At 35.2% G+C, this 26,840-nt stretch carries 14 protein-coding genes and 13 pseudogenes; 19 read left to right on the forward strand and 8 right to left on the reverse strand.

Annotated features, from left to right (window positions below):
• Nucleotides 1-130 precede the first annotated feature (130 nt).
• From acnA to NBW39_RS00870, 4 genes and pseudogenes are all read left to right on the forward strand, one after another.
• Nucleotides 131-2,725, forward strand: a complete 2,595-nt coding sequence (gene acnA, locus NBW39_RS00855; protein ID WP_250295343.1) for an aconitate hydratase AcnA — start codon at nucleotides 131-133, stop codon at nucleotides 2,723-2,725.
• 134 nt (nucleotides 2,726-2,859) lie between these two features.
• Nucleotides 2,860-6,000, forward strand: a complete 3,141-nt coding sequence (gene putA / locus NBW39_RS00860; RefSeq protein WP_250295344.1) for a bifunctional proline dehydrogenase/L-glutamate gamma-semialdehyde dehydrogenase PutA — start codon at nucleotides 2,860-2,862, stop codon at nucleotides 5,998-6,000.
• 233 nt (nucleotides 6,001-6,233) lie between these two features.
• A pseudogene (locus NBW39_RS00865) lies at nucleotides 6,234-7,265 on the forward strand (IS3 family transposase).
• Between the two features lie 69 nt (nucleotides 7,266-7,334).
• Nucleotides 7,335-8,207 carry an IS982 family transposase gene (locus tag NBW39_RS00870; protein ID WP_250294632.1) on the forward strand — a complete coding sequence of 291 codons (873 nt, stop codon included), beginning with the start codon at nucleotides 7,335-7,337 and terminating at the stop codon, nucleotides 8,205-8,207.
• Nucleotides 8,208-8,441: 234 nt separating this feature from the next.
• On the opposite strand, the gene NBW39_RS00875 is transcribed toward NBW39_RS00870, so the two are convergent.
• Nucleotides 8,442-8,828, reverse strand: coding sequence for a reverse transcriptase N-terminal domain-containing protein (locus NBW39_RS00875; RefSeq protein WP_250295345.1), 387 nt, complete (start codon nucleotides 8,826-8,828; stop codon nucleotides 8,442-8,444).
• 480 nt (nucleotides 8,829-9,308) lie between these two features.
• Nucleotides 9,309-10,376, reverse strand: a pseudogene (locus NBW39_RS00880) (IS3 family transposase).
• Between the two features lie 105 nt (nucleotides 10,377-10,481).
• Here NBW39_RS00880 and NBW39_RS00885 point away from each other — a divergent pair.
• The 5 genes and pseudogenes from NBW39_RS00885 to NBW39_RS00915 all read left to right on the forward strand — a co-directional run.
• Nucleotides 10,482-10,983 (forward strand): annotated as a pseudogene (locus NBW39_RS00885) (integrase core domain-containing protein); the annotation flags it as partial.
• Nucleotides 10,984-11,204: 221 nt separating this feature from the next.
• A pseudogene (locus NBW39_RS09135) lies at nucleotides 11,205-12,350 on the forward strand (IS3 family transposase).
• A gap of 355 nt (nucleotides 12,351-12,705) precedes the next feature.
• Nucleotides 12,706-13,023: pseudogene (locus NBW39_RS00905) on the forward strand (Rpn family recombination-promoting nuclease/putative transposase); the annotation flags it as partial.
• Nucleotides 13,024-13,096: 73 nt separating this feature from the next.
• Entirely contained in the window at nucleotides 13,097-14,836 is a 1,740-nt protein-coding gene (recJ, locus tag NBW39_RS00910) for a single-stranded-DNA-specific exonuclease RecJ (protein WP_250295346.1), read from the forward strand.
• Between the two features lie 132 nt (nucleotides 14,837-14,968).
• Nucleotides 14,969-15,464, forward strand: a pseudogene (locus NBW39_RS00915) (helix-turn-helix domain-containing protein); the annotation flags it as partial.
• 27 nt (nucleotides 15,465-15,491) lie between these two features.
• Here NBW39_RS00915 and NBW39_RS00920 read toward each other — a convergent pair.
• Nucleotides 15,492-16,351 (reverse strand): IS630 family transposase gene (locus NBW39_RS00920; protein ID WP_250294642.1). Its coding sequence is split into 2 segments (ribosomal slippage): nucleotides 15,492-16,027 and nucleotides 16,027-16,351, totalling 861 coding nucleotides; the frame shifts between segments, so codons are not numbered across the junction.
• Between the two features lie 61 nt (nucleotides 16,352-16,412).
• Here NBW39_RS00920 and NBW39_RS00925 point away from each other — a divergent pair.
• Both NBW39_RS00925 and NBW39_RS00930 read left to right on the forward strand, forming a co-directional pair.
• Nucleotides 16,413-16,712: pseudogene (locus tag NBW39_RS00925) on the forward strand (DDE-type integrase/transposase/recombinase); the annotation flags it as partial.
• A gap of 71 nt (nucleotides 16,713-16,783) precedes the next feature.
• Nucleotides 16,784-17,404: pseudogene (locus NBW39_RS00930) on the forward strand (IS256 family transposase); the annotation flags it as partial.
• A gap of 14 nt (nucleotides 17,405-17,418) precedes the next feature.
• Here NBW39_RS00930 and NBW39_RS00935 read toward each other — a convergent pair.
• Complete coding sequence (locus NBW39_RS00935) at nucleotides 17,419-18,291, reverse strand: IS982 family transposase (protein WP_250294632.1); 873 nt, start codon at nucleotides 18,289-18,291, stop codon at nucleotides 17,419-17,421.
• 93 nt (nucleotides 18,292-18,384) lie between these two features.
• On the opposite strand from NBW39_RS00935, the pseudogene NBW39_RS00940 reads away from it, so the two are divergent.
• Both NBW39_RS00940 and NBW39_RS00945 read left to right on the forward strand, forming a co-directional pair.
• A pseudogene (locus tag NBW39_RS00940) lies at nucleotides 18,385-19,008 on the forward strand (IS256 family transposase); the annotation flags it as partial.
• A 33-nt stretch (nucleotides 19,009-19,041) separates the two neighbouring features.
• Nucleotides 19,042-19,312: pseudogene (locus NBW39_RS00945) on the forward strand (integrase core domain-containing protein); the annotation flags it as partial.
• A 34-nt stretch (nucleotides 19,313-19,346) separates the two neighbouring features.
• Here NBW39_RS00945 and NBW39_RS00950 read toward each other — a convergent pair.
• The 3 genes and pseudogenes from NBW39_RS00950 to NBW39_RS00960 all read right to left on the reverse strand — a co-directional run.
• Nucleotides 19,347-20,166 (reverse strand): annotated as a pseudogene (locus NBW39_RS00950) (IS66 family transposase); the annotation flags it as partial.
• On the reverse strand, nucleotides 20,167-21,039 hold the full coding sequence (locus tag NBW39_RS00955; RefSeq protein ID WP_250294632.1) for an IS982 family transposase: 873 nt from the start codon (nucleotides 21,037-21,039) through the stop codon (nucleotides 20,167-20,169).
• 89 nt (nucleotides 21,040-21,128) lie between these two features.
• Nucleotides 21,129-21,338, reverse strand: a pseudogene (locus NBW39_RS00960) (IS66 family transposase); the annotation flags it as partial.
• Nucleotides 21,339-21,507: 169 nt separating this feature from the next.
• On the opposite strand from NBW39_RS00960, the gene NBW39_RS00965 reads away from it, so the two are divergent.
• The 4 genes and pseudogenes from NBW39_RS00965 to map all read left to right on the forward strand — a co-directional run bounded on the left by NBW39_RS00965 (nucleotide 21,508) and on the right by map (nucleotide 23,947).
• Nucleotides 21,508-22,299 carry a hypothetical protein gene (locus tag NBW39_RS00965; RefSeq protein ID WP_250295347.1) on the forward strand — a complete coding sequence of 264 codons (792 nt, stop codon included), beginning with the start codon at nucleotides 21,508-21,510 and terminating at the stop codon, nucleotides 22,297-22,299.
• A 21-nt stretch (nucleotides 22,300-22,320) separates the two neighbouring features.
• A pseudogene (locus NBW39_RS00970) lies at nucleotides 22,321-22,587 on the forward strand (cell division protein FtsA); the annotation flags it as partial.
• A gap of 41 nt (nucleotides 22,588-22,628) precedes the next feature.
• Nucleotides 22,629-22,790, forward strand: a complete 162-nt coding sequence (locus tag NBW39_RS00975) for a nucleoside triphosphate pyrophosphohydrolase family protein (RefSeq protein ID WP_250295348.1) — start codon at nucleotides 22,629-22,631, stop codon at nucleotides 22,788-22,790.
• 374 nt (nucleotides 22,791-23,164) lie between these two features.
• A complete protein-coding gene (map, locus tag NBW39_RS00980) occupies nucleotides 23,165-23,947 on the forward strand; it encodes a type I methionyl aminopeptidase (RefSeq protein ID WP_250295720.1) in 783 nt (260 codons plus the stop codon).
• Nucleotides 23,948-23,974: 27 nt separating this feature from the next.
• On the opposite strand, the gene NBW39_RS00985 is transcribed toward map, so the two are convergent.
• Complete coding sequence (locus NBW39_RS00985; protein ID WP_250295349.1) at nucleotides 23,975-25,222, reverse strand: MFS transporter; 1,248 nt, start codon at nucleotides 25,220-25,222, stop codon at nucleotides 23,975-23,977.
• Nucleotides 25,223-25,442: 220 nt separating this feature from the next.
• On the opposite strand from NBW39_RS00985, the gene rsmH reads away from it, so the two are divergent.
• A complete protein-coding gene (gene rsmH / locus NBW39_RS00990; protein WP_250295350.1) occupies nucleotides 25,443-26,387 on the forward strand; it encodes a 16S rRNA (cytosine(1402)-N(4))-methyltransferase RsmH in 945 nt (314 codons plus the stop codon).
• Nucleotides 26,384-26,689, forward strand: coding sequence for a cell division protein FtsL (gene ftsL / locus NBW39_RS09140; protein ID WP_458695378.1), 306 nt, complete (start codon nucleotides 26,384-26,386; stop codon nucleotides 26,687-26,689). The genes rsmH and ftsL overlap by 4 nt, the downstream gene beginning before the upstream one ends.
• Nucleotides 26,690-26,840 lie beyond the last annotated feature (151 nt).

Here is a 26,840-nt window from a genome sequence, read left to right on the forward strand (position 1 = left end):
TGCAGGGGATCCTAGGAACATATGTCAAAAACAATGTCTATGATGAAATAGGCTGGATTCCAGTGTCACGCACTGGAATGACATCAAAAAGTGAGGTGCTAGTTTTTCACTCAAATAATGGTTATGCAGGATGAATAATTCTTTAAACGCAAAAACAACTTTAAACATTGACGGAAAGTCATACGAATACTTTAGCCTTAGCACTGCTGGTAAATTTTTAGGGACAGATGTAACTAAATTACCCTGCTCACTTAAGGTTCTGCTTGAAAATTTATTGCGTAATGAAGATGGAGTGAACATAAAGCTGGATGACATAAGAATACTAGCAGGCTGCGTTAATAAACACACTAATCATGAAATTAGCTACAAACCAGCAAGGGTGTTGATGCAAGATTTTACGGGGGTTCCTGCTGTTGTTGATCTAGCTTCAATGCGGAGCTATGTTAAGAAAAATGGAGGAAACCCGAGCAACATAAATCCGTCTGTACCGGTTGATCTTGTGATTGACCATTCTGTTCAAGTAGATAGTTATGGAAGTGTTTCCGCATTCAGTAAGAATGTTGAGCTAGAAGTAAAAAGAAATTTGGAGAGATATCAATTTTTAAAGTGGGGGGAATCGTCCTTCACAAATTTTAGAGTAGTGCCGCCTGGTACTGGAATTTGCCACCAAGTGAATCTTGAATATTTAGCGCAAGTTGTGTGTAATAATGATGGAGTCATATATCCTGACACTTTAGTTGGTACTGACAGTCATACTACAATGGTTAACGGGTTGTCAGTCCTTGGTTGGGGTGTTGGAGGCATAGAAGCTGAGTCTGTGATGCTTGGTCAACCAATTAGTATGGTGATTCCAGAAGTAGTTGGATTTAAATTAACTGGCAAACTGCCAGAAGGAGTAACTGCAACTGATTTAGTGCTAACAATCACAAGTATCCTAAGAACAAAAGGCGTTGTTGGTAAATTTGTAGAATTTTATGGTAATGGGCTGGATTATTTATCTCTGGCAGATAGGGCAACTATAGCAAACATGGCCCCAGAGTATGGCGCAACTTGTGGATTCTTTCCAATTGATCAGAAAACACTCGATTATTTACATTTAACAGGGCGACCAGAAGAGCTGATCAAATTAGTTGAAGTCTATTCAAAAGAGCAGGGATTGTGGCGTAGCAATAATGAGTTAGCATTTTTTGACACACTAGAGCTTGATTTATCGAGTGTAGGACCAGTAATGGCTGGTCCTAAAAGACCACAGGATAAGATTTTCCTTTCAGAAGTAGCGGAATCTTTTTCTACGTCATTTTCAGTTAATGAGTCAAAGGAAAGCGATAAACTCCAAGATGGAAGTGTAGTTATTGCAGCAATAACAAGCTGCACTAACACCTCAAATCCAAGTGTGATGATTGCTGCAGGTCTTGTAGCTCGTAATGCAATTAAACTTGGATTAAAATCAAAGCCTTGGGTTAAAACTTCACTTGCTCCAGGGTCACAAGTTGTAACAGAATATTTAGAAAAGTCTGGATTGCAGGTAGATCTAAATGCTTTGGGTTTTAATCTAGTTGGATATGGTTGCACAACTTGCATTGGGAATTCTGGTCCACTAAATAGTGATATAGAAGATGATATTAAAAATAAAAATCTAACTGTTGCTGCAGTTTTATCTGGCAATCGTAACTTTGAAGGAAGAATTCATCCGTTAGTCAAAGCTAATTACTTGGCATCTCCGCCACTTGTTGTTGCATATGCGCTTGCTGGTACTGTGCAAATTGACCTGACAAAAGATTCAATATGCACAGATAAGAATGGAAATGACGTCTATCTCAAGGATATATGGCCAACAAACAATGAAATCGAAGATTGTGTTAAAAATGTGGTAACACGTGAGATGTTTATACAAAAGTATAAGGATGTTTTTTCTGGTGATGAACATTGGCGAAAGATAAAGTGTGAAAAAAGTGAAATCTATAATTGGGATGCAAACAGCACTTACATACAAAATCCGCCTTATTTTGATAATTTATCACCTAAAGATAATCAAGATAAAATAATCGATATAAAAGGTGCACAAATATTGGCAATGTTTGGCGATAGCGTAACTACTGATCACATTTCCCCTGCTGGAAATATTGCCTCAAGTAGTCCTGCAGGTATATATTTAAAAAGGCTTGGAGTTGAACCACAGGACTTTAATTCATATGGATCTCGCCGTGGTAACCACAATGTGATGATGCGTGGAACTTTTGCTAACATTAGAATAAAAAATGAAATGGTTAGCATCGAAGGCGGCTATACAAAATATATTCCTTCTCAAGAAATTATGTCGATTTTTGATGCAGCAATGCGCTACAAGGAAGCTCTTATCATTGTGGCAGGAAAGGAATATGGCACAGGTTCAAGTAGGGATTGGGCAGCAAAGGGTACTTTATTGTTGGGGATTAAAGTTGTAATTGCAGAAAGCTTTGAGCGTATACATAGGTCCAACTTGGTCGGCATGGGTGTTCTTCCACTTATATTCCAAAACGGAATAACTAGAAAGGTATTTGATGGTAGTGAGGTAATAAGCATAAAAGGTGAAATAGTACCAAATGGAAATCTAGAATGTATCATTAAAAGACAGGATAATTCAAAGCAATCAATTCAACTCGAATGCTGTGTACAAACCGCAACTGAGGTTAAATACTTGATGGATGGGGGAGTGTTAAGCTACATACTTGCACAATCCTTTTGATTTAGTGAAGTTATTGCATGGACTTCTTTTAGCCAGCCCTGGTCCCTTTATAAATAACAATTTGCTCTGCGCAAAGTTATGATATAATTTCACCATACATATGGTGTCGGAGTATTTTTTGGAGATAATTATATATGATAAGCTCTATACAAGAACCTAATGAACTCAGAAAACGTTTACAAGGATTTTATCGTACTGATGAAAAGAGTTATATACGTTATCTTGTAGAAAAAACAGAGCTTTCAGCTGATTCAAAAAGTAGAATTTATAATATTGCAAAACAAGTTATTGAAAAAATCAAACACAATAAATTAAGTATTGTAGATTCCTTTATGCAGCAATACTCGCTTTCCAATGATGAAGGAATAGCATTGATGTGTCTTGCTGAATCGCTACTTAGAATACCAGATGATTATACAATAGACGAAATAATCAAAGATAAAATTGCCAATCAGGAATGGAATAAATATTTAGGGCACTCTTCTTCGTTGTTTGTCAATGCTTCCACATGGAGCTTGATGATAGGTAGCAGTATATTGAGAGATAATGAAGGCGATTCGAAGTTCTATTACGCAATTTCTAAGTTACTTAAGAATTTAGGAGAACCGATTATTCGCAAAGCAGTAAAACAAGCAATGTCTATGCTTGGTAATCATTTTGTTGTTGGAGAAACCATAGAAGAAGCTTTAAGGTACGCAAAACTAGATGACAATAGTAAGTTTTTATACTCTTTTGATATGCTTGGCGAAGCTGCTCACACAACTGAGGATGCAGAAGAGTATTTTAATTCATATATGCATTCAATAAAAGCTATAGGTGAATCCACTGAAATAAATGATTGTTTTAAATCCCATGGAATTTCAATTAAACTTTCTGCTTTGCATCCACGTTATGAATTTGGTCAATTTGACCGAATTGCTGGTGAGATATTCACTAAGGTTTTAGAGCTCTGCCGCGAGGCAAAAAAATACAACATTTCACTATGCATAGACGCAGAAGAAACAGAAAGGCTTGAAATGTCCTTAATCTTGTTTAAACAATTACGGCTTGATGAATCACTTTCTGAGTGGGTGGAGCTTGGCTTGGCTGTACAAGCATATCAAAAACGTGCTTTGTCTGTTCTTGACTTTGTAGAGGATGTTGCTATTCGATCAAATCATAAAATTATGGTCAGACTTGTAAAAGGTGCATATTGGGATTCAGAAATCAAGCGTACGCAAGAATTGGGATTAAATGACTATTCAGTATTTACAAGAAAAAGCTATACTGACGTATCTTACCTCGCGTGCGCACAGAAACTTTTGAGTAAACCAAACAGCTTTTACCCATGCTTTGGAACTCATAACGCCTATACTTTTGCTTCTATCATGGAACTTGCTGATAAAAACCACCCTGGATTTGAATTTCAACGCTTACATGGAATGGCAAAAGACTTATATGATTATGCAATGTCAGAGCTTGCAACAAATGTTAGCTGTCGTGTCTACGCACCCGTTGGAGAACATAGTGACTTATTGCCTTATCTTATAAGACGCCTTCTTGAAAATGGAGCTAATAGTTCGTTTGTTAATCAAATAAATGATCCTAATGTTGAAATTGAAGAGTTAGTTTCAGATCCATCAGAAAAAGCTAAAAGCTTGGAGTATGAACCTCATCCAGGCATTCCGTTACCACAAGATATTTTTGGACCAGAAAGAAAAAATTCTTTGGGAATGGATATTAGTGATTCTGTGATAGTCTCACAATTTGCAGATGATATAAAGGGTTTCAGTAAAAAAAAATGGCAAGTTGGACCAATAATTGACGGACAGTCACTTTTTGATGATGCCAAATTTACTGAAGTGGTGAATCCTGCACATTTAGAAAATGTAATTGGGGAAGTGTCAAGTGCAACAAGCGATCAGGCTTTAAACGCTCTTGAAATAGCACATAGTGCTTTTACTAAGTGGCAAAATGTTTCAGCAGAAGAGCGCGCTAAATGCATTGAAAAAGCTGCAGATTTGCTTGAGGAAAGGATGAAGGAGTTAATTTACATTATGATTGTGGAAGCAGGAAAAATTTTATCCGATGCAATAGCAGAAGTAAGAGAGGCAATCGACTTTTTGCGCTATTATGCAACGATAGCAAAAAATGAACTGAATGACTGGAAAAAATTGCCAGGTCCAACAGGTGAAGATAACTTCATCTTTTTTGAAGGCAGAGGAGTTTTCTTATGCATATCACCGTGGAATTTTCCGCTCGCTATCTTCATTGGACAGGTTTCAGCTGCACTTGCAGCAGGTAACACGGTGCTTGCAAAACCGGCAGAGCAAACGCCGATTATTGCCTATGAAGCTGTTAAGATACTACACGAAGCTGGGATACCAAAAAATGTGTTACACCTCATTCCTGGGGATGGTGGATATTTAGGCAAAATATTAGTTCCAGACAATAGAATTGCCGGAGTAGCTTTTACTGGCTCAACACAAACTGCTCAAATAATTAATAGAATGCTTGCTAGCAGGGATGGTCCTATTGTGCCACTTATCGCTGAAACTGGCGGATTAAATGCTATGATTGTTGATAGTTCTGCTCTCTTAGAGCAAGTGACTACAGATGTTGTGCTTTCTGCGTTTCGCAGCGCCGGCCAACGCTGTTCTGCGCTTAGAGTGCTATTTATTCAAGAAGATATAGCAGAAGAACAGATAAAAATGATATGTGGTGCAGCGCAAGAACTCAAGATTGGTGATCCAATACAGCTTAGTACTGATATTGGTCCAATAATTGACAAAGCATCTATCGATATGCTAACTCAACATACGCAAAAAATGTCAGAGGACGAAGATTCAAATCTGTTATTTAAGGTACCCATGGATACAAATTCTCATAATGGTTATTTCTTTCCTCCATATATTTATGAGATACAAAAAATTTCGCAATTAAAGCAAGAAGTATTTGGTCCTATTTTGCATATCATACGTTTTAACAAGTCACAATTAAATGAAGTTATAAGTGATATAAATAGTACTGGATATGGGCTTACGTTTTCTTTGCAGAGTCGTATACAAAGTCAAATTGACACTATAAGTAAAAAAATATCAGTTGGAAATGTCTACATCAACCGTAACCAGATAGGTGCAGCAGTTGGGATACAACCATTTGGTGGTAGAGGACTATCTGGCACTGGGCCAAAAGCTGGTGGTCCTCATTATTTACAGCGTTTTTCTACAGAAAAAGTTGTAAGTGTTAACACTACAGCCTTCGGTGGTAACACTACACTTATGTGTTTGGATTAATTTGCGGGCCCTAATTTTTCTCCTATCTTACCCCTAAACTAGACGTTCGTGCAGACAGCGCTAAAATTCAAAAGGACCAGTTCATGCACTAGACTTCTTGCATAACCTAAACTAAGCAGAAAAAAGGTATAATGCACCCCATAAATTAGACCAAAAAAAAATGGTTAATCCGAGTAAAAAGGGAAAAGAATGGAGTGTAGTATGAGAACAAAAAAGCAGAGTTAAAAGCAAAGATAGCTTTGGAAGCAATAAAAAATCAAAAAAGCACAGCAGAGATATGTAGTAATACCATCAACAAATTTATATGATTGGCGTGATAGAGTATTAGCAAGATTAAAAGACCTATTTATAGAAGAAAGTGAGAGTATAAGAAAACAAAGGATATTAGGACAAGAAATAGAAAATTTGCATAAAGTTATAGGGGAATTGACGGTTGAAAATAATTACTTGAAAAAAAAATTACTGAAATAAACAAAAAAGATAGGATAAAACTTATAGAAAAAGACTCTGATCTATCAATAAGAAAACAAGCTAATTTATTGAGGATTTGCAGGTCTAGCTTATATTATAGTCCTATAATTAATGATGAAAGTGAGATAGCAAATTTAATTCAAGAAATATATTTGGCTTCAGACTGCCATTATGGATATCGAAAAATTACTGCTGAAATTATAGCAAATGGAATAGTAATCAACCATAAGAAGGTTTTGAGAATAATGAAAAAGATGGGAATTACTGGGTTATATTGTAGAAAAAAACATAACACTAGCATTAAAGATAAAAAACATAAAATATATCCTTATTTACTTGAAGGTTTGATTGTTTGTAGAGCTAACCAGGTGTGGGCCACTGATATAACGTACATTATGCTTGAAGGTAAGTTTGTCTATTTTGTAGCAATAATGGACTTGTATAGTCGCTATATTATTGCTCATTCATTATCACCATATCTTGATGCTGGATTTTGCATTCATACTCTCAAAGAAGCTCTAAAACAAGGTAAACCTGAGATTTTCAACAGTGATCAAGGTGTGCAATTTACAAGCTATAATTTCATTATGGAGTTAGAGCGTGCTAATATAAAAATCAGCATGGATCATAAAGGACGCTGCTTTGATAATATATTTATTGAACGCTTATGGAGAACTTTAAAACAAGAAGCCATATATTACTATAGACCAAACAGTATCAGAGATTTGGATGTTGTAATAAAGGATTTTGTTGGTTGGTATAACTATAGACCTCAGTTATGGATTAGAAAATAGATAAAAGTATAACTAAGAAGAGGGAAACAGGGTAAACTCGAGTATTTTAGTAATAATAAGAGGTTACCCATGAAGAAAGATATTACAGAACTGTACTGTTGCGTCGAGGATTTTTGTCGTGCGGTAGATGATAATTTTGCAAATAGGTTCTTATCAAACGGCAAAAAACCAACCAGAGTACCAGAAATAGCGCACTCAGAAATTCTAACCATAATCCTATTATACCATAAATCACCATGTAAAAACTTCAAGGCTTTTTATCTTTGTTATCTTCAGTTATTCTATAGATCAGAGTTTTCAAAGCTGCCTTCATATCACAGATTTATTGCCTTAAAGCCGCGAGTTTTGTGGTATTTAGCATTACTTTTGCAATGGTTTTGTGAACAAGCAAAAATGACCGGGATTTCCTACATAGATTCTACTTCAATAGCAGTATGCCATCGAAAAAGAATCTCAAGAAATAAGGTTTTCAAAGGATTAGCAGAGTTAGGAAAGAATACTTACGGCTGGTTTTTTGGTTTTAAATTACATGTAGTAATCAATGAAATAGGTGAAATTCAAGGTGTTACGCTAACCAGAGGTAACGTCGATGACAGAAAACCTGTACCAACTCTAACCAAAAAACTAACTGGACTTTTGTTTGGAGATAAGGGCTATATAAAGAAAGAGCTCTTTGAGAAACTATTCGATAGAGGTCTAAAACTCGTCACTAAAGTGAAAAAAGGTATGAAAAATGCACTGATTTCGCTGAAAGAGAAGATTTTACTAGGGAAAAGATCGATTGTTGAAACGGTTTTTGGCTGCCTAAAAAACAAATTTGAACTTGAGCACACTCGGCATAGATCCACAGTAAATTTCTTGGTACATATTTTTTCTACCCTCATTTCTTATTCAATGCAATCGAAAAAGCCCTGTATTTCTCAGCTTTACTTCGTTGGTTAATCCATAACTGGGGTCTATAGAAGGCGACATCAGTCTTTACATTATAAAACTCCTGCTGATCTCTATTATCATAGACAATGAATGAATATGTGCTTTAAATGTGTGTGGACGCACATATTCATTATTTTTTTTAGATTAGAACTTCTTTACAAAAAAATCGGATTACTTTGAAAAAAATGGTCTAGACAAATGGGTGCACTATAATCCCTTTCACAATCTCCTATCTATTGTTTCTTAAACCACACCCCTGAACGGATACCTTCTTTTGCCATTAGATTTACTGATATAAATTCGTTTGAGCGGAGAAGGTTTATATCCTCTTTGTTTTAACAGCTTTATTCCTTGAAATTTAGCATTGCAAGTTGACCATAGTTGACGATCTACACCTGCTGTGGTTTTTCCTTGGTTTTCAGTTACTCTCTTAACAGCCAAGGCTTTGCCGCTAAAAGAGCGTGTGAGAAGATGTTGTAAAGTTTTCACCTTACCCCATCTTCCTTGTTGGACAGCCTTAACAATACGCCTCTGTAGCCTCATAACAACTTTTTGGCATTTCTTCCAGGATAACTGGTTCCATGCTTCGGAGTTGTTGGTAAGTGCACTTACAGTTTTACTTGTAATCATCTGCTTTCCTACCTTAAGTGGTTGACAAAGTTTCTTGTCACGAAGGACCAAATGGAAGTCTGCTCGTTTTCACGCGAATTAATGTCTATCCATTTCATTACAAACTGGCATTCGCTTTCTCCATTATCCTTTACCTGCACCTTCATCAGCATTCCTTGCGGTTTGCTTGCCATATAGGCGAAATACAGGCTTACCCTGTTCCTTCTATCATACAACAGTGGGTTAGGTGGCTTCTCTATACCGGTGATTTGCGTACATCCAGAAATGAAAAATGTCACATTACCTTTTGGTCAGAGCTTGTCAGCATCTTTAGCTCTTTCGTAATTACGATACTTATGAAACTTCACTTGCGTTCACCTATAGTGCACCCATTTGTCTAGACCATTTTTTTCAAAGTAATCCGATTTTTTTGTAAAGAAGTTCTAATCTAAAAAAAATAATGAATATGTGCGTCCACACACATTTAAAGCACATATTCATTCATTGTCTATGATAATAGAGATCAGCAGGAGTTTTATAATGTAAAGACTGATGTCGCCTTCTATAGTTATACCAACCAACAAAATCCTTTATTACAACATCCAAATCTCTGATACTGTTTGGTCTATAGTAATATATGGCTTCTTGTTTTAAAGTTCTCCATAAGCGTTCAATAAATATATTATCAAAGCAGCGTCCTTTATGATCCATGCTGATTTTTATATTAGCACGCTCTAACTCCATAATGAAATTATAGCTTGTAAATTGCACACCTTGATCACTGTTGAAAATCTCAGGTTTACCTTGTTTTAGAGCTTCTTTGAGAGTATGAATGCAAAATCCAGCATCAAGATATGGTGATAATGAATGAGCAATAATATAGCGACTATACAAGTCCATTATTGCTACAAAATAGACAAACTTACCTTCAAGCATAATGTACGTTATATCAGTGGCCCACACCTGGTTAGCTCTACAAACAATCAAACCTTCAAGTAAATAAGGATATATTTTATGTTTTTTATCTTTAATGCTAGTGTTATGTTTTTTTCTACAATATAACCCAGTAATTCCCATCTTTTTCATTATTCTCAAAACCTTCTTATGGTTGATTACTATTCCATTTGCTATAATTTCAGCAGTAATTTTTCGATATCCATAATGGCAGTCTGAAGCCAAATATATTTCTTGAATTAAATTTGCTATCTCACTTTCATCATTAATTATAGGACTATAATATAAGCTAGACCTGCAAATCCTCAATAAATTAGCTTGTTTTCTTATTGATAGATCAGAGTCTTTTTCTATAAGTTTTATCCTATCTTTTTTGTTTATTTCAGTAATTTTTTTTTCAAGTAATTATTTTCAACCGTCAATTCCCCTATAACTTTATGCAAATTTTCTATTTCTTGTCCTAATATCCTTTGTTTTCTTATACTCTCACTTTCTTCTATAAATAGGTCTTTTAATCTTGCTAATACTCTATCACGCCAATCATATAAATTTGTTGATGGTATTACTACATATCTCTGCTGTGCTTTTTTGATTTTTTATTGCTTCCAAAGCTATCTTTGCTTTTAACTCTGCTTTTTTGTTCTCATACTACACTCCATTCTTTTCCCTTTTTACTCGGATTAACCATTTTTTTTTGGTCTAATTTATGGGGTGCATTATACCTATTCTAGAGTTGCTTTTGCTAAGCTTTACACAGAAAGGACTGCTATCACAGGTGCAGATCTTCTTAATGATAGGGTAATACCGTTTTTTGATGAACAGAAAGTATCATTACTACGCGTTTTGACGGATCGTGGTACAGAGTATTGTGGCAGACCGGAAAATCACGCTTACCAGCTGTATTTGGGGGTAGAAAATATTGATCATTCTCGAACCAAAGCTCGTTCTCCACAGACTAATGGCATATGTGAAAGGTTCCACAGAACTATGCAAGATCAATATTATCTTTAGAAAGAAAATTTACACCTCTTTGGCAGAACTTCAGTTAGATGTAGACCATTGGGTGCATTCTTACAATAGATCTAGACCGCATTCAGGTAAATATTGCTATCCTATGCAAACCTTTTTTGATAGTATGCATATTGCTTATCAGAAAAATATTGATAGCATTAAACAGGATGCTGATTTTGGTTTTGACTTTGTCAATTCTTCTGTCAGTTAATTCACGCCTGTCAGATCAAGTCTAAACTATTACACATCATAAAGACCGGAATAGACGAAACAATATGATCAAAAATTTATCTTTGTTACATGGGCATTGTCACGATGAATTACACAGGAGGTGTGCATGACAAGCACCAAATTGACCTTACCCAGAAAAAGTAGAGAGGAAGTTAAGACGTTTTTGAAGTAAAATAGAACGTTTTTTCAAAGAGGTGTAATATGGGAAACAGAAGGGAATATACAATAGAGTTTAAATTGGAAGCAATAAAACTAGTAAGAGAAACAGGTCAACCGTCAGCAAAAATAGCAAGAGATTTAGGTATGAGTGGAGATTTATTAAGCAGATGGGTAAGAAAATATAATGAAAAAATGTCCGGAGTAGATGCATTTCCAGGCAAAGGAAAGTTAGCTCCTTATGACAAAGAAAGGTTTGACTTGAAGAAAGAGTTAGCAAGAATAACTAGGGAAAGAGACATTTTAAAAAAAGCCCTGGGATATTTTGCCAGCCAAAAAGAGTAAAATATTCTTTTATAAAAGAGCATAGAAGCAGCTATAAAATACAGGAGTTATGTAGGTTTTTAAATGTATCTGCTTGTGGTTATTATAAATGGGTTGCTCAGGAGAAAAGTAATAAAGAATTAGCAAGAGAGGAGCTTCTAGCAGATATTCAAAAAATATATCAAGCATCACAATGCAGGTACGGAGCTCCTAAAATCCATGCTGAACTAAAAGCTTTAGGCAAAAATTATAACATCAAAACAGTGCAAGATGTAATGCAAAAAAATGGCATTCAAGCTAAGCTTAGAAGAAGATTCAAAACTAAAAAACAGCAAACAGACAGTAGGATTATAGCTCCAAATATCCTGGATCAAAATTTTACTACGGACCAGCCCAATAAGGTATGGGTAACTGATATTACTTATATAAAAACCAAAGAAGGCTGGCTATATTTGGCAGCAATAATTGACTTATATTCACGTATGGTAGTTAATGAGTAGTTCAATGGATAAACAATTAATTATAGATGCTTTATTTATGGCTGTTAATAAACGCAAACCCTCCAAAGATCTACTGTTTCATAGTGATCAAGGGTCACAATATACTTCTAAAAATTACCAATTCTTATTAAATAAAAAAAATATTATCTCTAGCATGAGTCATAAGGGTTGTTGTTATGATAACTCACCTGCAGAAAGCTTTTTCAGCTCACTCAAAAGAGAGCTACTTATTGATCCTTCACAACACTCTGCTCAACAAGCTAGAACTGCCATATTTGAATACATTGAAATTTTTTATAATAAACAACGACGTCATTCTACTATTAACTATTGCATCCCTGAACAATTTGATGCATCATTTTCATGACAAAAACGTCTTAACTTCCTCTCTACTTTTTCTGGGCAAGGTCAAATTAGAGAGAAGCCGTATGAGGCGCAAAGTCTCACGTACGGTTTTGAAGCTTACTATTACCCACAAATAAAGACATGGTATTGTATTTACTCAAATAATTTAATTTTATTAACTTGAAAGATTATTAGATTAAAATTATTAAATTAAGAGTTATAATTTTAGCAACTAAAAGCTGTAAATTGCACCATATAAACAGTTATTTCAAGCAAAAGTTATACCATTAAGAGCTATGCAACAAACGTTCATATTTGTGGGTAATAGTAAGGTTTTGAAGTCGAGTGAGGAGGGGCGACCTTCTTCACTTAGACAACAATACGCAGAAGAAACAACAGAAGAGGACTTAAAAGAGATAGCAGAAAAAGCGCCAATAATAAAGCTAGCATATGATGAATTAGACAAGTTTCGTTGGAACGAAAAAGATTTAGTAGCTTACGAAGAAAGAATAATGGATCTACGGAAAGAAGAAGCCATTCTTGAATACAGACTTGATCTTGCTACTGAAAAAGGTAAAAAAATCGGTAAAGAGGAAGGGAAAATTGAAGTCACAAAAGCAATGCTGGACAATAATGTTGATGTCAACATTATTGTCAAGTGTACTGGCCTTGTATCTTTTTTCTGCTTAGTTTAGGTTATGCAGAAGTCTAATACAATTATAGAACAAGCTTAAAAATTCTGGTAAAGTAGTTTTATTTACAAAAAATATGCTACTTGATATTGAAAAACGCAGCATAATAAATGCATTGTGGAAGTTACAAGAAGCAGATCAAAGGGAAATCTTAACTCTTATACAGAGATTTGAGTTACCAGAAATATTAGCAAGAATATTAGTTACTCGTGGTGTTAACATAGAAAATGCGAGCGACTTCTTATATCCACTAATCAGATCGCTATTACCAGATCCCTTTCATCTTCTTGATATGGATAAAGCTGTTTCTCGTATAATACGGGCAATAAAAAATAATGAAAACATCGCAATATTTGGTGACTATGATGTTGATGGTGCAACATCGTCAGCATTGATTAACAGGTACCTGAGAGCAATCGATATACACTCTATAATCTACATTCCAGATCGTGTTGATGAGGGCTATGGATTAAACACAGATGCTTTATTACAACTTAAAAAAAACGGGATCGATTTATGTATTTCCGTTGATTGTGGTACGCTTGCATATCAACCGATAGAAGATGCAAAGGCTTTTGGTCTTGATATTATAGTTGTCGATCATCATCTTGGGACAGAAAAACTACCAAGCGCCGTAGCAGTTGTGAATCCAAACCGCCTTGATGAGAGCTCTCCTTATAATAACCTAGCAGCAGTTGGAGTGTCATTTCTGCTAATTGTTGCTCTTAATAAAAGCCTACGTGAGCAAGGATTTTTTACCAACAAAAAAGAACCAGATTTATTTGATTTGCTCGATTTAGTTGCCCTGGGAACTGTCTGTGATGTTATGCAGATCACAGGCCTAAATAGGGCTTTTGTTTTACAAGGGCTAAAAGTCATGTCGGCAAGAAAAAACGTTGGCTTGCGTGTTTTATTTGATGCTTTGGGGATCCTTGAAAAACCAAGTGTTTCACGATTAGGGTTTAGTATTGGGCCATGCATAAATGCTGGAGGAAGAATTGGAGAAGCGTCGCTCGGTGCAAGGTTGCTTTCCACCGATGATGATGAAGAGGCGCATTCAATCGCGCTAAAACTAATAGATTTGAATAATGCAAGAAAAATGCTAGAAAATGAGGCTATTTTGGAAGCTACAACACAAGCGGAAAAATTTGCCCAATTAGGTGTAAATTTCATAATGGTAAGCAGCAATTGGCACCAGGGGATAATCGGTATAATTGCATCAAGGCTAAAGGAGCAATTTCACTTACCAACAATAGTAATATCTTTAAATAATGGAATAGGAAAAGCAAGCTGTAGATCAATTTTGGGAGTTGACATTGGTGCTGCAGTCCTTTCCGCAAAGTTTACAAATTTAATTATTGAAGGTGGTGGCCATAATATGGCAGCAGGATTTTCAATTGCAGAAGACAAAATAAATGACTTACATGATTTTTTTACTGAAAGATTTTCAAACTCTATAAATGAAAAAATTTTAAAAGCTGATGGCATAGTAACTGCTAAAGCAATAAACTTATCTCTGTGGAATCAACTGCAACGTTTAGGACCATTTGGAGTTGGGAATCCTGAACCAAGGTTTATTATCCAAGGAGCAAAGATAAGAAAGCCTGAAGTTATAGGAGTTGACCACATAAAATGTTTTATTACTGATGATAATGTTATGGTAAGAGCTATTGCATTTCGCTCTGCAAATACTCACCTTGGCTCTGCTATCATGCAGGGTAATGTTAAAGCCATTTTGGGTAAAATCTCTATGAATTACTGGAATGGCAATGAATTCATACAATTTTTAATAGAGGATGTGTTAACCATAAGTTGATTGACTATAAATGCACTTAAAGAGCCAATAATTGCAATTGTTGGCTCTTTAGGAATTAGCTTAACTTATATAATGTGTAATAGTTTAGACTTGATCTGACAGGCAAACAAAGTAAGATAAAAATATGAACAAATTTTAAAGGAGTGTCAGGCAACACAAGAAAAAATACTAAAACCAAAGTTGGGATTGCTAGAACTTGCAAAGCAATTAGGAAATGTATCACAGGCGTGTAAGGTAATGGGATATTCAAGGGATACATTTTACCGCTTCAAAGAACTGTATGAAACAGGAGGAGAAGAGCGAAAAGCAAGCCATTATATGCAAATAGAGTATCGGAGGATATAGAAAAAGCAGTAATTGAAATAGCAATAGAATTTCCAGCATATGGACAAGAAAGAGCAGCAAACGAAGAGAGGAATTCTCATCTCTGCAAGTGGAATAAGATCAGTGTGGCAAAGAAACAATCTTGAAAATTTCAAAAAGAGGTTAAAGGCATTAGAAGCAAAAGTAGCTCAGCATTTTAACAGAAGAGCAGATAACAGCTCTAGAGAAGGCTAAGGAAGAAAAAGAGGCCCATGGAGAAATTGAAACAGAGCATCCAGGATACTTGGGTAGCCAAGACAGTTATAGCACTTCTCATAATAATCCGAACAGATCATAGAAAGGCAGAATCAACAGCATGACGAAAAGACTTGAATAGAGGAATGTTTTTCCTGACTCTGTTTTTTATAGCAAACCAATGATGTTCAATTTTGTTAAAATCTGGAGAATACGGTGGCAGATACAAAATTTCTGCACCAATCCCTTTAGCAAGCTTAATGATCTTATCAGACTTATGAAAAGTAGCATTGTCAAGAATGACAGTTTGTCCAGGTTCCAAGGTCGGTATCAAAAATTGCTCAAACCATCCATTAAAAATATCCATATTACAGTGGCCTTCAAAGGTTAATGGAGCAACTATTTTTCTTTCACTTAAAGCTGCAATCATACTGATTCGTTGAGTTTTCTTCCCAGATTTTAGGGCATAAAACCGCTGTCCCTTCTGACAATATCCATAGGGGTAGTCTTCAGTGTTGTCAATGCCAGACTCATCTATATACACTAAGTTTTTAGGTTCTTTTGTTGCTATAATTTTCAAGAATTTAGCACGTTTTTCTTCGCTTCTTTCCTTGTACCCATAGGTCTTTTTTTGCGTGTAAATCCAATTTTTTTCAGGGCTCGGTGGATAGTTTGGATACTAACGTTGCTCCAAAGTTTAGCCATTTCCAATAGAGTCTTTCCTCCGTTTTCTCTGGCAAATTTAGCAAAGGCATCCCAGTCGGTAATTTTGTGATTGTAACCTCCATTTCCAAGTTTTTTTGATTGAAAGTCACCTGTTTCTTTTCTTCTTTGCTGCCACTCCCACAAAGTAGTTCGTCCAATTTTAAATCTTGCTGCCACTGTTTCTCTGCTTTCTCCCTCGTCTAGAGCTTCCATTGCTTTTTTCCTTAAGTCATAACTATATGCTGCTGGCATACCTACCTTCACTACTACAAATCCTTATTTTACCTTATTTGGACTATTATGAAAAGTACTATATTATGTGGGTAATATCAAAGGTATTGGAAGAATTTACCAGCAAACCTTTGTTGATACCTATTCTAGAGTTGCTTTTGCTAAGCTTTACACAGAAAGGACTGCTATCACAGGTGCAGATCTTCTTAATGATAGGGTAATACCGTTTTTTGATGAACAGAAAGTATCATTACTACGCGTTTTGACGGATCGTGGTACAGAGTATTGTGGCAGACCGGAAAATCACGCTTACCAGCTGTATTTGGGGGTAGAAAATATTGATCATTCTCGAACCAAAGCTCGTTCTCCACAGACTAATGGGAATGTTCAAAAAAGTGTGTCAAACCGAAAAAAAAGTAATAAATTGATATAAAAAAAATGGAGGTTTCACATATGAATCAAAGAATAGCAAATAAAACTACTGGATTGGTAGATTATAAAGAATTAGAAACAAATATCCTGTCGTCTATACGAGAAGGAAGGCCGCTGACGGGAAGGGACGGAGTATTAACACCATTGATAAAAAAGCTGCTGGAGGCAAGTTTGGAAGGTGAAATAGAAAATCACTTGTTGGCTGAAAGCGAAGAAAATAATCGAAGAAATGGGAGAAATGGAAAGACTTTAAGGACAAGTGCCGGTTCATTTGAACTTTTGACGCCAAGGGATAGAGAAGGAAGTTTTGAGCCGCAAATAGTCAAAAAAAGGCAAACAAACTTACATCCAGAGCTTGAAACGAAGATCTTGAGCACATTTGCCAGTGGTATGAGTTATAGAGATATAGCGTCACACGTTGAGGAAATTTATGATCACAAAATATCGGCGGCAGAGATATCAAGTATTACCGACAAATTGCTACCGGTAATCAACGAATGGCGTAGTCGCCCATTGCAGTCTGTGTACCCAATAGTGTTCATGGATGGCATGTTTTTCAAAGTTAAGGAGGACGGGCATTGCGTAAGTAAATGCATGTATAATATATTAGGCGTAGATCAAAATGGCAGAAAAGAGGTACTAACCCCAGTTATGGATTAACCAACGAAGTAAAGCTGAGAAATACAGGGCTTTTTCGATTGCATTGAATAAGAAATGAGGGTAGAAAAAATATGTACCAAGAAATTTACTGTGGATCTATGCCGAGTGTGCTCAAGTTCAAATTTGTTTTTTAGGCAGCCAAAAACCGTTTCAACAATCGATCTTTTCCCTAGTAAAATCTTCTCTTTCAGCGAAATCAGTGCATTTTTCATACCTTTTTTCACTTTAGTGACGAGTTTTAGACCTCTATCGAATAGTTTCTCAAAGAGCTCTTTCTTTATATAGCCCTTATCTCCAAACAAAAGTCCAGTTAGTTTTTTGGTTAGAGTTGGTACAGGTTTTCTGTCATCGACGTTACCTCTGGTTAGCGTAACACCTTGAATTTCACCTATTTCATTGATTACTACATGTAATTTAAAACCAAAAAACCAGCCGTAAGTATTCTTTCCTAACTCTGCTAATCCTTTGAAAACCTTATTTCTTGAGATTCTTTTTCGATGGCATACTGCTATTGAAGTAGAATCTATGTAGGAAATCCCGGTCATTTTTGCTTGTTCACAAAACCATTGCAAAAGTAATGCTAAATACCACAAAACTCGCGGCTTTAAGGCAATAAATCTGTGATATGAAGGCAGCTTTGAAAACTCTGATCTATAGAATAACTGAAGATAACAAAGATAAAAAGCCTTGAAGTTTTTACATGGTGATTTATGGTATAATAGGATTATGGTTAGAATTTCTGAGTGCGCTATTTCTGGTACTCTGGTTGGTTTTTTGCCGTTTGATAAGAACCTATTTGCAAAATTATCATCTACCGCACGACAAAAATCCTCGACGCAACAGTACAGTTCTGTAATATCTTTCTTCATGTGTAACCTCTTATTATTACTAAAATACTCGAGTTTACCCTGTTTCCCTCTTCTTAGTTATACTTTTATCTATTTTCTAATCCATAACTGAGGTTACTAGGCTTTTATTTAGCCGAAAGTGAGGGAGCCAACTTCTGGTTAGGGGTATTAAATGACCTAAAAGAGAGAGGAGTAGAGGATATTCTGATTGCCTGCGTCGATGGTCTAAAAAGTTTTCCTGCAGCAATAAATAGTGTGTTTCCTAAAGCAGAAGTACAGCTATGTATAGTGCATCAGATAAGGAATTCATTGAAATATGTATCCAGCAAAGATGTGAAAGTTTTCATGAACGATTTGAAGAAAATATATCGTGCTTCAAGTAAAGAAATCGCTGAGAATTATTTGCTTGAGCTGGAAGAAAAATGGGGTGAAAAATATCCTTTGGTTATAAAATCGTGGCAAAATAATTGGGAAAATTTATCTGGTTATTTTAAGTATTCTGGGCCAGTTAGAAAGCTGATTTATACCACCAATCCTATTGAGGGGTTGCATAGACAGATTAGAAAATTCACTAAAACTAAGGGCTCATTTACTAGTACAAATGCCTTGTACAAACAGGTATATTGTGCTATAAAAAAGGCAGAGCAAAATTGGATTATGGCTATACCTAATTGGGCTTTAACTATATCTCAACTTGATATTTTCTTTCCTGGTAGATTGAAAATTGAGTTGAATTAAAAATGCGGTTTGACACACTTTTTTGAACATTCCCAGACTAATGGCATATGTGAAAGGTTCCACAGAACTATGCAAGATCAATATTATCTTTAGAAAGAAAATTTACACCTCTTTGGCAGAACTTCAGTTAGATGTAGACCATTGGGTGCATTCTTACAATAGATCTAGACCGCATTCAGGTAAATATTGCTATCCTATGCAAACCTTTTTTGATAGTATGCATATTGCTTATCAGAAAAATATTGATAGCATTAAACAGGATGCTGATTTTGGTTTTGACTTTGTCAATTCTTCTGTCAGTTAATTCACGCCTGTCAGATCAAGTCTAAACTATTACATCTAAAAACATCTATCTCATTTTTTAACAGAGCTTTTTTCAGTGCAAACAACTCAGCAGCAACATTTCTTAACCAGAACTTTGACTTCAACTATGTTTCAAAATCTCTTGATCCAACAGATTTGCCTGTTTTTATCAGCAAAGTAATTGTATGCTGCATACCTGTCGTAAACTATTGCGATTGCAGAACTTACTATTTTGTAAAACCTTCATTCCTCTTGAATTTTATAAAACTAGCTTCATTGCTAGCAAACATCCAACACCAACCGAGTTTACCTTTGTTATAGTGACTGGTTTCGTCAATATGTAGAACCTTACTTGTACTTACTTCTTGCTCGATTTGCTCATACGCTTCTTGACATTTTTCTGCAACTCTAGCCTCGCTATTTGACACGCTACCAACACTGATGTCCAGGTTGAAAATATTTTTTATAATATTTGCTACTTCTCTTTTCGAGTTCTTGTAAAATCCGCTCAGCGCCGCGATTGTTGACTTAACTTTTGGTCCAAATGTATCTGATGTAACACCTTCTGGTAACTTACTGCTTCTTCTTTTCCCGCATCTCCGGCAACGACCATTGATATTCCACTACATAAGGCCTAATTTACGGAAGATCAACTTTTTGATGAATGTACGGTCCCTTGCATATTGCAATCTCTCCTCCGCATTCACAAGTAGATGACAACTTTACTTTTATCACCTCATCTGCATCCATTTTGGCGCGAAAACTTCCTTTATGACCAACCTGACCACCGACGTTTCTGTCGCTCTTTGGCTTGTCCTTTTTTATTTTGTACAACTCTCTAACCCCAGTTATGGATTAACCAACGAAGTAAAGCTGAGAAATACAGGGCTTTTTCGATTGCATTGAATAAGAAATGAGGGTAGAAAAAATATGTACCAAGAAATTTACTGTGGATCTATGCCGAGTGTGCTCAAGTTCAAATTTGTTTTTTAGGCAGCCAAAAACCGTTTCAACAATCGATCTTTTCCCTAGTAAAATCTTCTCTTTCAGCGAAATCAGTGCATTTTTCATACCTTTTTTCACTTTAGTGACGAGTTTTAGACCTCTATCGAATAGTTTCTCAAAGAGCTCTTTCTTTATATAGCCCTTATCTCCAAACAAAAGTCCAGTTAGTTTTTTGGTTAGAGTTGGTACAGGTTTTCTGTCATCGACGTTACCTCTGGTTAGCGTAACACCTTGAATTTCACCTATTTCATTGATTACTACATGTAATTTAAAACCAAAAAACCAGCCGTAAGTATTCTTTCCTAACTCTGCTAATCCTTTGAAAACCTTATTTCTTGAGATTCTTTTTCGATGGCATACTGCTATTGAAGTAGAATCTATGTAGGAAATCCCGGTCATTTTTGCTTGTTCACAAAACCATTGCAAAAGTAATGCTAAATACCACAAAACTCGCGGCTTTAAGGCAATAAATCTGTGATATGAAGGCAGCTTTGAAAACTCTGATCTATAGAATAACTGAAGATAACAAAGATAAAAAGCCTTGAAGTTTTTACATGGTGATTTATGGTATAATAGGATTATGGTTAGAATTTCTGAGTGCGCTATTTCTGGTACTCTGGTTGGTTTTTTGCCGTTTGATAAGAACCTATTTGCAAAATTATCATCTACCGCACGACAAAAATCCTCGACGCAACAGTACAGTTCTGTAATATCTTTCTTCATGGGTAACCTCTTATTATTACTAAAATACTCGAGTTTACCCTGTTTCCCTCTTCTTAGTTATACTTTTATCTATTTTCTAATCCATAACTGAGGTCTCTAGAGCTTGGTAGAGATGAATTTTTCGAGTTTAAACCAAGTCTTTCCTTTAATTCAGCATTTTCGATTCTTAGCGCCTTATTCTCAGATCTAAAATTTTCGTTTTCTATCTCTAACCTCTTTATCTCTGCTTTTAGTTGCTCTATCTCTATTTGAAAGCTTTCACAGTGCTTGAGAAGACTAGCTAGTAGATCAGACCACACATACTACTTGCGATATTATGTTTTTAGCACTCCTTGTCTACTTTTTATTTTACCGCTCCGCTGAACGGATACTACTAGAGAGAAAGTAAATAGGTTAAATAGTATTAGCCTTGAATCGCTTAACATTATAGTCAATCTTGCAGTGAAAAATACAAATATAAGTTGCTTCTTGAATCACTTACTCAGTGTAAAAGAAAGTAGCACTGAAGAAATTCATGATAAGTTATGTGACAAAATTTTTGAAGGTTTAGGTATAACTGTGACTGACATGTTTTATGTTATTGCAAATATTACTCCAGAGCAAATCAAAAGATTTGATAACATGAACCATAATGGTTTATTAAAAATCCTAATCGAAAAAAGAATTGTACGTAATGTTGAAGATTTACGTGAAGTACGCACGGATAGAATCCTTGCAACAAATATGCAAAATAACATTTTTTTGACAGCAATAATATTAAACATGATCAATAAGAGAATTATACGAGATGTTGACGATTTAAATGATGTGTTAAGGTATGGAGATCTTGTCAACAATTTAGGTGAAGTACTAGAATATGGAAACCTTACAGCAAATATGAAAGATAATCCTTTTTTGACAATAATGATATTAAATATAGATGATTTGGTAGAAGTATTAGGTGCTAACGGTATAAAGGAGCTTATAAGTCATTCTCAATACGCAGAAAGTTCAAATTATCTCCTAAAAAATTGCCGATTAGCTTTAGTACTATATCAAAAAGGAGCAATTGAAGACATTACCATTGATGATTTGCTTGATGAGAAGAGAATACAAACACAAGCTGTTGAATTTTTTAGTGAAAACACTAGAAATAATAAAAAAGTTCCCCCTGGTCTTGCTAAAGAGCTATTCGCAAAAAGTGCAAGTTTTACAAATAGTCCGGTGTCAAAATTAGAGGCTATTTCTCTAGCAGCATTTATAGAGAGCTACCGTCTGTAGAAACAAGAAAGACTTGAAGCAAAAGTAGTGATCACAGGTGGAACTAGTCAACTCACAAGCATGAAGGAAATTGCAGGCTATATATTCAATAAACAAGTTCGAATTGGGTATCCTGAATCATGCAGTGGCCTTGATGGGGAATATGATAAAAACCCTGTATTTTCTGCTGCTATAGGCTCTATCAAGTTAATAGTTGACACTTTTTATAAAAATCACTCTGGAATGCTCGGTCAAGATGGTAAAATAAGTAAGTTGTACCATTGGGTTAAATCAAAAGTTACAGTTTAATTTTACTGAATGAAATTCTTATATCTATCAAAGGAAACATTATGAATAAAAAACATTGTTTCAAAATTAATAAACTTGTTCGTGATCATACAACTGAAATTATACGTTCCCATGGAATTATTGTTTATGAGAGGGTGATGGAAAAAGATGAATACATTGAACGTCTCAAAGATAAACTTTTAGAAGAAGCAAAGGAACTCTAAAACTCCAGATGAAACACTTGAAGAATTAGCTGATCTACTCGAGGTTATACATGCATTAGGCAAAGAAAGTGGACTATCTATAGAACAAATTGAAAAAAAGCGTATCTCTAAAAAACAAGAGAGAGGTGGTTTTGAGAATCGTATCTACAATACTTACATTGAGTAAGAGCATCGATTACTATCACAAAAAATCTTCAGATTATCCTGAGATAGTAGTTGTATAGTTCAGATTATTAAATAGACTTCTTGCTTGACCACCTTTCATACAAATGACTTGACACTAGGATCCATAGAGCTTATTTTCATAATACGTAAAGTTATTATATTTATGTACTTGCAAGTAAGCATACCAATTACAATAAAACATGGAAAATATGAACATAACTATACACTCACAAGAAGATTTTGAATTTATGCGCAAAGCTGGCAGGCTTGCTGCTGAAACTCTTGATTTCATTGCACCATACGTAAAGGTAGGAGTGACAACTAATGAGTTAAATGATCTATGCCATGAATTTATAATCAATGCAGGTGCAATTCCAGCACCACTAAACTATAGGGGGTATCCAAAATCGATTTGCACTTCAAAAAATGCAGTTGTGTGCCATGGTGTTCCCGATGATAAACCGCTTAAAGATGGAGATATTTTAAATATTGATGTCACGGTGATTTTAAATGGTTGGCATGGTGATACAAGTCGCATGTTTTGGGTTGGCAAGCCATCAATAAAAGCAAAACGTTTGTGTGACGCTACTTATCATGCATTGATGGAAGCAATTAAACAAGTTAAACCCGGCAATAAGTTAAATGAAATAGGGCTTGCTATAGAGAAATATATTAGAGATTTTGGATATTCTATCGTACGCAGCTACTGCGGACATGGTATAGGAAAAGTCTTTCATGCTCAACCAAATGTAGTGCATTTCTATGATCAAGATGAAAATCTCGTCTTGAAGGAAGGTATGTTCTTTACAATAGAGCCAATGATTAATGCTGGAAAACATGAGACTCTGCTCAGTAAACTCGATGATTGGACAGTGACAACACGCGATCTTTCACTTTCTGCTCAATTTGAACATACGCTCGGAGTAACAAAAGATGGTGCTGAAATATTCACATTATCACCTAAAAATTGGCACTTCCCGCCTTATAATTAGATTTTTTTAAACTCTGCTATACTGCAACTATACTTGGTTTACCTTGGGTGATTTTGAAGAAAGCTCACCCTTAATTTGCGATATAGCAACTAGCCCAATTAATGCACAGAAAATCATGTAAAAACTAGCTGAAGTCTCTTGTCCTGTAACCTTGATAATTGTTGTGCATATAAATGGTGCAAGACCACCAAAAAATCCAGCAGCTATATTTCTTGACAAACCAAATCCGCTGTACCGAACCTTTGTTGGAAATAATTCACACATAAATGCACTGACAGGACCAAGCGATGCAGCTATTGGAATTATAAAAAGAATGTGTGCGATTATGGTTAGCAAATTATCACCACTTAGTATCATTGAAAAAACTGGATAACTCACTATCACAAAAGTTATAAATGCAAACTTCATAACTTTTTCTCTTCCTATCTTATCAGAAAGTATTGCACACAATATTGTCAATCCTCCGAGCGCAATTTGACTTAGTATTTCTACCATATGGTTAAAATGAGTATTTATTGTTGATGTAAGCACATTGAAAAATACCAAATATATATAGAGAGACGCATTTTCAACCAAGTCAATACCTATTGATATTAGAACAGGCTTTTTGTAATTGTTTAATAACTCTTTTAATGGCAATTTAGACGGATTTTTTTGTCTTTTATACTCTGGGCTTTCATCAAGTATATATCTCATATATATGCTAATTAATCCCATTGCTAAACTGAAAATGAAAGGTAATCTCCACCCCCAAGATTCAAAATCAGATACTTTTTTGCATATGAGTACCGCTATCAGGCTTAATATTGAACCAAGAATTGCACTTAATACTTCAATGCTGCCAAAAAATCCTTTTTTGTTTTTAGGAGCGTGTTCTATTAAAAATGGTGCATTTCCTGCTTCCCCTCCAAGAGATATACCCTGCAATAACCTTAAACAAACTACCAGTATTGACGCTAGTATTCCAATGCTTTGATAACCTGGAACAAAAGCAATTAATACGGTTGATAAAGTCATTAATATAATCGAGAGCAATAAGGCAACTCTTCTGCCATGCTTATCACCAATGTGACCAAATATAGCAGCGCCGACTGGTCTCATTAAGAAACCCACTGCAAACACTCCAAAAGCCTTCAATATGCTGGTTAGTTGATCATCCGATGGAAAAAACATACCACCTATTATGTTTATTAAGTGGCCAAAAAGCATGTGGTCATACCACAATAAAGTGTTACAAATCAAACTTGAAAATATTACTTTTGTTATTTGTTGCATAATTTTCTATAGTTTGTTTAGTATTTAGTAATATACATTACTTTTTTTTATATAATAGAAAAATTTGAACATTATATTAATAATAGTATCTCATTAAATCTTAATATTTTTATATCATTGACTATATTCAAGTATTTTTATATTATTGCCTATATATTTCCATATGTTTTAGTGGGAAGCTATTTTTATTTGTATGCACAGAGTCTCTTGATGGAGCATTATGACACACACTCCAGTTTTGTTAAAAGAGATGCTATCACAACTTTCACCTCAGGATGGTGGCATATACGTGGACGCCACATTTGGAGCTGGGGGGTATAGCAAAGCAATATTGGAGTCAGCTGATTGCAAAGTATATGCAATTGATAGAGATGAAACGGTAACTAAGTTTTATGATGATTTAAGCGTTAGATATCCAGATAGAATAAAACTATTCATTGAGAAGTTTAGTAATATTAAAAGTATACTAAGCAGCGTTGAGCCATCTCCTGTCATCCCAGTACTTGATACTGGAAAAAATAACTGGTCACGCGCTGGAATGACATCAAACGGAGTGGATGGAGTGGTTTTTGACATCGGAGTTTCATCTATGCAGCTTGATAACGGAGATAGAGGGTTCTCATTTCTGCATGATGGTCCACTTGATATGAGCATGGATAACTCTTCTTATATAAACGCTTCAACGTTTGTTAACGCTTTACGTGAAGAAGAAATTGCAAATACTATATATAACTACGGAGGAGAGCATCATTCTCGTAAAATTGCAAGAGCAATAGTAAATGCACGAAAGAAAAAAACTATCAAAACTACATTTGAGCTTGCGAATATTGTACGCTCTGTGGTATTTCGTGGAAAAAGCAAAATTGATCCTGCAACTAGAACATTTCAGGCAATTAGAATATGGGTAAACGATGAGCTGGGAGAACTTGAAAAGGGCATTAAAGCTGCATCTGAGATTTTAAGTGAGAATGGCAAATTAATTCTCGTCACCTTTCATTCCTTAGAAGATCGTATAGTCAAAACTTTTTTTAAAGATTTATGTGCTACTGATTGCAAGACATTCTCTCTTCTAAATAAAAAAGTGATCGAAGCAAGTATAGAAGAAGTAAGTGCAAATCCTCGTTCACGCTCAGCAAAACTAAGAGCTATACAGAAGTTGTCGTGAGAACTTTCTGCATCATCTCAATAGTTATGTTTTTTCTTAGCATTGTAGGACTATTTAAGGTAAAATTACATGTTCAGTCGTTAAATAGAGAGCTAATAAAAATAAAAAGTGAAATTAATTTAGTACAAAGTGATATAAAAGTTTTACAAGCAGAATGGAGCTATTTGAATAATCCAAAGAGACTTGCAAGCCTTGTAAAGAAGTACCTAAAAAATAACTCTTTAATACTGGCTAGCCAGGTTAAAAATCTTGACTCTTTAAATGGCCGCAGCGTGTTAGCACAACTTAAAATCCAGCACTAAACTGGCTTGTGAGAGAGTGTGCAAAAACCTGTTAAATCAAAACTACAATTGATATAAGAGAGATGTACCTTTTATGCAACTTTATACCTGGTCTATAGCAGTACGAATTGTTTACTACTATAATTGCTGTGTTGCCACAAGACGCTTGTGT

The organism is Wolbachia endosymbiont of Oedothorax gibbosus (genome assembly GCF_936270435.1).
GTDB lineage: Bacteria > Pseudomonadota > Alphaproteobacteria > Rickettsiales > Anaplasmataceae > Wolbachia.

Excerpts from the sequence above, each read along its gene's own strand:
- acnA (WP_250295343.1), top strand. The coding sequence starts at position 131 with ATGAATAATTCTTTAAACGCAAAAACAACTTTAAACATTGACGGAAAG.
- putA (WP_250295344.1), top strand. The coding sequence starts at position 2,860 with ATGATAAGCTCTATACAAGAACCTAATGAACTCAGAAAACGTTTACAA.
- NBW39_RS00870 (WP_250294632.1), top strand. The coding sequence starts at position 7,335 with ATGAAGAAAGATATTACAGAACTGTACTGTTGCGTCGAGGATTTTTGT.
- NBW39_RS00875 (WP_250295345.1), bottom strand. The coding sequence starts at position 8,828 with ATGATTACAAGTAAAACTGTAAGTGCACTTACCAACAACTCCGAAGCA.
- recJ (WP_250295346.1), top strand. The coding sequence starts at position 13,097 with ATGCTACTTGATATTGAAAAACGCAGCATAATAAATGCATTGTGGAAG.
- NBW39_RS00935 (WP_250294632.1), bottom strand. The coding sequence starts at position 18,291 with ATGAAGAAAGATATTACAGAACTGTACTGTTGCGTCGAGGATTTTTGT.
- NBW39_RS00955 (WP_250294632.1), bottom strand. The coding sequence starts at position 21,039 with ATGAAGAAAGATATTACAGAACTGTACTGTTGCGTCGAGGATTTTTGT.
- NBW39_RS00975 (WP_250295348.1), top strand. The coding sequence starts at position 22,629 with ATGAATAAAAAACATTGTTTCAAAATTAATAAACTTGTTCGTGATCAT.
- map (WP_250295720.1), top strand. The coding sequence starts at position 23,165 with ATGAACATAACTATACACTCACAAGAAGATTTTGAATTTATGCGCAAA.
- NBW39_RS00985 (WP_250295349.1), bottom strand. The coding sequence starts at position 25,222 with ATGCAACAAATAACAAAAGTAATATTTTCAAGTTTGATTTGTAACACT.
- rsmH (WP_250295350.1), top strand. The coding sequence starts at position 25,443 with ATGACACACACTCCAGTTTTGTTAAAAGAGATGCTATCACAACTTTCA.